The following is a 7148-nucleotide window of genomic DNA, read 5'->3' on the forward strand; positions in this document are numbered from 1 at the left end:
AGGCTTTAGTTCCTTAATCAGAAATTCTACCCAAGCTTGGAATAATACTGTGTCGCAAGAGCCCTTAAACCCCATTGGTGCTATCGGCGTGTTATTAACCAAACCGGCAATACTGTTTGTTCTTTGATCATATTTTCCACTCTTTTTGCCAGCCAACTTTTCACTGTTTCTTCCCCAGTTTCTGTCTTTGCACATAGCCATATCAATGCCGCTTGCATCAATACAAGACTTGGATAACGCTATATCTTTGATCGATTCTTGATACTAACTTCACTTTTCTTTGCTTGCTTCCACGTGCAAAAAGTCTTTTTTTTAAGCTATAGACTAATCTTTTTAACCGGTAACTGATTGCAAAAATACTTCCCCCAAATTCTTGAGTAGCTTTTTTCAAGGTCGTATCTTGGGTTTCTTTGACGTACGCTTCAAGCTTTTCTAAGTCAATCTTTTTTCTGAGCCATCACACCTCTTAGAAAAATAACTTCCTTCTTGTCTGTATTTTCTATGCTACCTTCCTATCGCTGCTACACTTATTTTAAATAGGTGCGATGCTTCAATATACCCACCCCCTTCATCTAAATGTTCTATTATCCTTTGTCTTAAATCGTTGCTGTAGCTCTTTGTCATTTTCCTTTTATTGTACCTTATTCAACCTAAATTACTATAGTGCCCCCCCATCCACAAACAGGTGATTGTCTTAGGCTGTCCCCTTGTTTTTCAAGAAAAAGATCCTTTACCCTATCCCACCGATCATCCCGAAACGCATTCTTAAAAAATACAGAAAGAAATTAACTTAATTGAGGACGAACCTTAAGAGGATGTCAGAAAAATACCGTATATTTTTTAAAGGGGGGACTTTTTTTTAGAATTTTTTCTGATATAATCTTTAACCAGATGCCCGCTTGGCGTAATGGTAGCCGCAGCAGACTTAAAATCTGCCGATCTTTCGGTCGTGCCGGTTCGAATCTGGCAGCGGGCACTCTAAAAGGATAGTATTATAGATCATGAGTCGACCTTTATCAGACAATCAGAAAGTTTTTGGCGATCCGATGATTCGCATTTGTGATGTTTCTAAATACTATGGAGATGTTCCTGTTATTCAAGATTTAGATTTAGAGATTTATTCTCGGGAGTTTTTTTCTATTCTTGGAGGGTCTGGATGTGGAAAAACGACTTTGTTAAGGTTGCTTGCAGGCCTTGAAAAACCGTCTAAAGGAAAAATTCTCGTCAATGATATTGATGTTGCTTCAACTCCTTTGTATCAACTTCCTATCAACATGATGTTTCAATCTTATGCGCTTTTTCCTCACATGACAGTTATGAATAATATTGCCTTTGGGTTGCGCACTCAAAGATGGTCTGCTGCAGCCATTCAAGAAAGGGTAGAAGAAATGTTAGAGTTGGTGCATATGACCGAGTTTATCCATCGCAAACCGTCACAACTTTCTGGAGGACAACGACAGCGTGTAGCTTTGGCTCGTGCTTTGGCTAGTTCTCCCAAGGTATTGCTTCTGGATGAACCCATGGCAGCTTTGGATAAAAAGCTTAGAGAGCGCACCCAGTTTGAACTCGTCAATATTCAAGAGCAGTTAGGAATTACTTTTGTGGTAGTTACTCATGATCAAGAAGAAGCAATGACGATGTCTTCTCGCATTGGAATTATGGAGGCAGGTCGTATCAAGCAGGTAGGAACGCCAGGAGAGATTTACGAATATCCTAATTCTCTTTCGGTAGCAAAATTTATTGGATCTATCAATGTATTTAAAGGTCAGGTGACAGGGACTTCCGAAGATTATGTGTACGTGTATTGCCCTGCATTAGATCAAGAGGTGGAAGTTTCTTATTCTTCTAGCGCTCCGGTAGGGGCAGAAGTTCATGTGACTGTTCGTCCCGAAAAAGTTGTCCTCTCGGTTCAGAAACTTGAACATGTTTCTAATATGACTGAAGGTGTTGTTACAGATGTGGCTTATCTTGGGGATGTTTCAATTTATTATGTTACGCTTACTTCAGGGCATGTAGTGCTTGCCACTCAACCAAATCTTATGCGGCTTGCAGAGCGTCCCATCACATGGGATAGTCAAGTGTTTTTACATTGGCGCCCAGAAAGCAGCGTTATGCTAACGATTTGATTGTGTGAACGGCGTCTAGTTGAAAAGTGCGAAGTACTAGGAAGTAAGCAGAAAATCTACCTAAAATCTTTTTACTTTAGCTCTCTTTCGGTCAAACATAAACACTCTGATCTAATGTTTAGGTGAAGGAATTAGTGTGCTCATAGATGCAAGCTTTCATAAGGGAAAAATCATTCAAGAGGCTATAGAAGAACATGTTTTTTCTCTTTTTTTACGCTTTATGGATCTTAGTCTTATTAGAAAAGAAATTGGCTCGTATAAGAAGGGAGCTATTGATTCTCTTTTTAAGGATTATCTTGGATTAGTTTTAATATGATTCCCATTCTTTAGTGATTTTAGAAAATAAAGTTCTAGATCTTGCACAATTTTTTTTATTTTTTCAAATTTTTCTTTAATTTTAATGAATTTAAGATCTTCTTCAGAATGCGTTACGGAAAATCTTCTTTGAGATAAATATTCTTTCTTATATTCTTCTTTATCTATAAGCTAACGCTTCAAGATATGAGTAAAGATTGCCTAAATGCATAATATTGAAAAAATTTTTCCAACTTTTCGCATTTTTTAAAGCATAAAAATTAGCAACATGTTCTTTTTCATTCATTTTTTCGTTTTGGATGCGATCAAAATACTTTTGAATGATAGGGGATCTAATTTGACTTCAGTATAAGGAACAGGTTCAAGTATACGATTGAAGAGATACGAAAATTTGAAACTATCCAGGAACGTATGCTTAAAAATTGAAAGTGTTTTCTCTTTTAAATTTCTTAATTCCAGCCCTATTAAAAATATTTATTCTTTTTCATTGATGATAAGGACTTCTTGTACATTTCTCTAAGTTTAAAATTTAATTTGTCTATTTGTCTAATCCTTAGATCAGACTCAAAAGCCTTAAATCTAGAAAAACAAGCATATCTTACTGATTTTCTGAAAAGATCTGAAATTTCTTCATCGTCTGCTTCAGAATCTACAAAAATGAGAAATTTTTCAAAATCTAAAATATTTTCATCAAGTAATTTTTTCTGATTTATATTTGATCAACTTTTTTTTAAATCCTGATTAAGCATCTTCGCGTTTGTTATCGTGGTCAAAATTAAAGTACAACAAATAATAATTGTTATTTTAAACATTTTTTATTTTATATATAAATAAAAAAATCTAAATTATTGGCAACAATCGTGGAAAAAGCCGCATTTCATAAAGATAATAAGATGAAAAAGATAATCGAAGATGTTGGACATATACTTGCCTCTGCATTCTTTTAATCTAAATTTTATCAAAAAAAGTGAATTCAGGAAAAGCATAGTTGCTGCTGCACGCATTGTTTTATTGACGATCTTTAATTATACTTTGTTATAATTTTTTATAAATTATAACAAAGCAACTTTATTTTCTATATTTTATTTGAATCTTATTTGTTTTCATCAAAAATTATTGATATTGTCTTCTTTTATATTCAAAGTATTTTCTGCAAAATTCTTAATCTGGTTCATTTTTTCATTAGCTGAGATATTTTCTTGAGAAAAGATTTTTACTATCACATTAAAAATTTCAGCTCTTTGTTGTTCTGCTCTTTGTTGTTCTGCTCTTTGTTGTTCTGCTCTTTGTTGTTCTGCTCTTTGTTGTTGTTCTGGTTTAATGTATTTTCATCAAAAATATGTTTATTTCTATCAAAAATATTATTAATTAATGAAAACATTTCTTTAAATTTTGTTTTAATTATTGTAGGAAAAATTGAGCCGACTTTATCTGGGTGAATCAAAAGCAAAAATTTCTTTTTAAAACTATTGATATTGCCGTGTTTCATATTCAAAGTATTTTCTGTAAAACTCTTAATCTGATTTATTTTTTCATTATCTGAGATATCTTCTTGAGAAACGATTTTTACCATCGCATTGAAAATTTCAGCTTTTTGTTTTTGTTCTGGTGTAAAGTTATCTTCAATTTTTATTTCAGATCCATATTTTTTTTCTTTTAATTTTCTTCGTTCTTCTTCTTGCTTTTTTTCTACATTTTCCATTTCCTTTTGTAGGACGCTTACTTGTGAAGGTGCTTGTGTATATGCGTTTTGTAGACGAATTATCATTCCATTCATTAATTGACTGAACACCTTGGAAACTACCGATGCGGGAATGTTTCCAAACACTTTAGCATCAAAAGCAGCAGCAGTCATATAATAGGAAAGATCTTTGCGTACAGAAAAATGAGAATCTTTACAGATCAATTTTAATACTTTATAAATTTGACCTTGAATTTTTTTAAACTGCGGAATAAAGCTAGATTCAGAATTTTGTATTTCTTCATTAGTACAAGATTCCAGAATCTTTTTTTCAAACTTCTTGAATGTTTCTTCCAAAAATTTTATTTGAAATGATGTTTGTGGAGTTTGTGCAAGAGAGTGAGGCACTCTCATAGTAGTAGAAAGACTTTCCCCACTAAATATATCGTCTAAGCACTCTTCAGCAAATCGTTCAATTATGCTCATTTGGTGAAGATTTTTAAGTTGAGCATAGACATTGTCTATATAATTAGAAATCTTTTGCAGATAAGTAGAGAGAGTATTTGGTTGTGGCTTTCTTCCATCTTCAGCATGATTTTGACATGTAGAAATGCTAGGATTTCTTAAAAAATTACTAAATGTAGAGCGCTTATTTGTTTCTGACATATTGATCGCTTCTTCGATATCTAAAATTAAAGCTTTCACTAAACTTTCTTGATCCGAAGCGTCTATGGAAGCATCAAATACATCGACTTTTTCCGCATTCTTGATCAAATTTCTTAAAAGTATTTTCAAAGCAAAAAAATTCGATGACAAATGCGTTAATCTTTTTCTAAACTCACTTGAATTAAACTTATTAAATGAAAGATTAACTGGCAAAGAAGGGTAAAATTTCAAATTCATAACAGAGTTTAATGTTTTAAACATGCTTGTTTTGAAGTTATTAAAATTGTCTTGAATACTTTCAGCATATACACAAGTGCTTAATAAGCAAACGAGTAAATAAAGCTTTTTTAAATTTATCATTTATTTAAATGTTAAAAGGTTACATCATTATTTTAAAATAAAAAATTTAATTTTTAATGATTATCAATTGTAATCATTAAAAAGTGCTTCTATGGTACATTGATTTTTTTCGATATCCTTTTGATTGAGCTAATTTGTTTAATGAGAGCAAAATCTGGAAAATAGTTTGTGTTCAGCTTTTTACAAAATTTTTATTTTTTCTCTTTATGAAAAGTCAGATTATTTTTTGTGCTCCTTTTTGGATGATTCATATTTGAATGATTCATATTTTTTTGTAAGTGAATCTTAACCTTCTTAGAGTATGCATAATTCTATTTTTTCTTACATTCAAAGGGTTTAATCGCTATATTAGCAATGCATCTGGAAAGTCGCTAACATTCCAAGAGCAGTTAGGAATTACTTTTGTGGTAGTTACTCATGATCAAGAAGAAGCAATGACGATGTCTTCTCGCATTGGAATTATGGAGGCAGGTCGTATCAAGCAGGTAGGAACGCCAGGAGAGATTTACGAATATCCTAATTCTCTTTCGGTAGCAAAATTTATTGGATCTATCAATGTATTTAAAGGTCAGGTGACAGGGACTTCCGAAGATTATGTGTACGTGTATTGCCCTGCATTAGATCAAGAGGTGGAAGTTTCTTATTCTTCTAGCGCTCCGGTAGGGGCAGAAGTTCATGTGACTGTTCGTCCCGAAAAAGTTGTCCTCTCGGTTCAGAAACTTGAACATGTTTCTAATATGACTGAAGGTGTTGTTACAGATGTGGCTTATCTTGGGGATGTTTCAATTTATTATGTTACGCTTACTTCAGGGCATGTAGTGCTTGCCACTCAACCAAATCTTATGCGGCTTGCAGAGCGTCCCATCACATGGGATAGTCAAGTGTTTTTACATTGGCGCCCAGAAAGCAGCGTTATGCTAACGATTTGATTTGGTTGAGTAGTGTCTAAGGCACGTTTTCAATTAAATTTATTTTTCTGTATTTCTTTAGAATTTAATAAAAATCAAAAAGAGAGGTGTGTTAAACAAGACGGTATGCATTGCGGGATGATCAGTGGATAAAGGATTTTTTGCCTAAAAACTAATGGAGTGCTGGCGTTACAGACAAAGACGCCCGTTTGTAGAGGTTGTTTTTATCGCGTATCGCCTAGCACACAGGGAGCTCATAGAGAAATTTTAGCCTTTGGCGATTTTAAAGCCATCCATTGTCAAAAAAGAGTGTAGAAAAGCGTTTTTGAAATCTTAGCTAGTGATGCTGAAAACGAGCACGCAATGAACGATTGTGCGGGCACGTTAACACAGCGCTGGTGCTAAAAAAACAAGAACGAAGACATCTAAGTACCAAGATCCGTGGAATCTGTGATGCCCAAGATAATTCCATCGATTTTTACTTGCAAAAAGATCAGGACCATGAACCTCGTGAAGGCTGCCGATAAACGTGCGAAAAAAACTCCAAAGAAAAGAGTCGCAAGGTTTTGCCCCTCCAAAAGAACTGTTTAAAGCTTTCATATTATGATAAATATTAAATACAGCAAAAGCAAAATAAAATGATTTTAATTAATAATTTATGCTATATTCAGCAGATTTTCGGCATAGAGAGTTAGAAATCAGAAAGGAAGAGGGACTAAGCTTTAGAGAGGTGTGGCGTTGTTTTACAGTTTGGATCGCAAGCGTTATAAGGCGGTCGAAGAAAATTGCCTTCCAATACAAAAGGAACAAAATCAGCAACAAGCATAGACATGAAAGGTATTGAAAAAGGACGTGAAAGACTCTCCCGACGCAGCCCGTGCTGAAATGCTGGGCGCTCTGGAACGCATCGGCGTGACGTATAAAAAAAGCCCGCGTCATCCCAAGGTGGAGGTCGAAAAGCAAGGCATCTTTTACCAAAAGATTCAAGGCGCATCAAAAGGAAGGGCGCCCCATCGTTTTCATTGATAGGGGCGGATGTGCTCACGACGCGCCTTGCCTTGCATTTCATGGCTTGAAAGGTTATTGGCGAGG

General features: G+C 34.4%; 8 protein-coding genes and 1 tRNA gene. 5 read left to right on the forward strand and 4 right to left on the reverse strand.

Features of this window, described 5'->3' with window-relative positions:
* Positions 1-217 precede the first annotated feature (217 nt).
* Positions 218-391, reverse strand: a complete 174-nt coding sequence (locus K737_RS11385; RefSeq protein WP_023492299.1) for a hypothetical protein — start codon at positions 389-391, stop codon at positions 218-220.
* A 113-nt stretch (positions 392-504) separates the two neighbouring features.
* Positions 505-624, reverse strand: a complete 120-nt coding sequence (locus K737_RS11390; RefSeq protein WP_006291411.1) for an IS630 transposase-related protein — start codon at positions 622-624, stop codon at positions 505-507.
* 269 nt (positions 625-893) lie between these two features.
* Between K737_RS11390 and K737_RS01890 the strand changes: the two genes are divergently transcribed.
* The 3 genes from K737_RS01890 to K737_RS01900 all read left to right on the forward strand — a co-directional run bounded on the left by K737_RS01890 (position 894) and on the right by K737_RS01900 (position 2442).
* Positions 894-976, forward strand: a tRNA-Leu gene (locus K737_RS01890).
* A gap of 70 nt (positions 977-1046) precedes the next feature.
* Positions 1047-2126, forward strand: coding sequence for an ABC transporter ATP-binding protein (locus tag K737_RS01895; protein WP_235075658.1), 1080 nt, complete (start codon positions 1047-1049; stop codon positions 2124-2126).
* Between the two features lie 136 nt (positions 2127-2262).
* Positions 2263-2442, forward strand: coding sequence for a hypothetical protein (locus K737_RS01900; protein ID WP_023492301.1), 180 nt, complete (start codon positions 2263-2265; stop codon positions 2440-2442).
* A gap of 1218 nt (positions 2443-3660) precedes the next feature.
* On the opposite strand, the gene K737_RS01905 is transcribed toward K737_RS01900, so the two are convergent.
* A complete protein-coding gene (locus K737_RS01905; RefSeq protein ID WP_152531035.1) occupies positions 3661-4917 on the reverse strand; it encodes a hypothetical protein in 1257 nt (418 codons plus the stop codon).
* 509 nt (positions 4918-5426) lie between these two features.
* Between K737_RS01905 and K737_RS01910 the strand changes: the two genes are divergently transcribed.
* On the forward strand, positions 5427-6077 hold the full coding sequence (locus K737_RS01910; RefSeq protein WP_006291423.1) for an ABC transporter ATP-binding protein: 651 nt from the start codon (positions 5427-5429) through the stop codon (positions 6075-6077).
* Between the two features lie 363 nt (positions 6078-6440).
* On the opposite strand, the gene K737_RS01915 is transcribed toward K737_RS01910, so the two are convergent.
* Entirely contained in the window at positions 6441-6656 is a 216-nt protein-coding gene (locus K737_RS01915; RefSeq protein WP_006291476.1) for a hypothetical protein, read from the reverse strand.
* Positions 6657-6908: 252 nt separating this feature from the next.
* Between K737_RS01915 and K737_RS09940 the strand changes: the two genes are divergently transcribed.
* Positions 6909-7082: a hypothetical protein gene (locus K737_RS09940; protein ID WP_161630383.1), complete on the forward strand. Its 174-nt coding sequence runs from the start codon at positions 6909-6911 to the stop codon at positions 7080-7082.
* Positions 7083-7148: the final 66 nt, after the last annotated feature.

This window comes from Holospora undulata HU1, from assembly GCF_000388175.3.
Taxonomy (GTDB): domain Bacteria; phylum Pseudomonadota; class Alphaproteobacteria; order Holosporales; family Holosporaceae; genus Holospora; species Holospora undulata_A.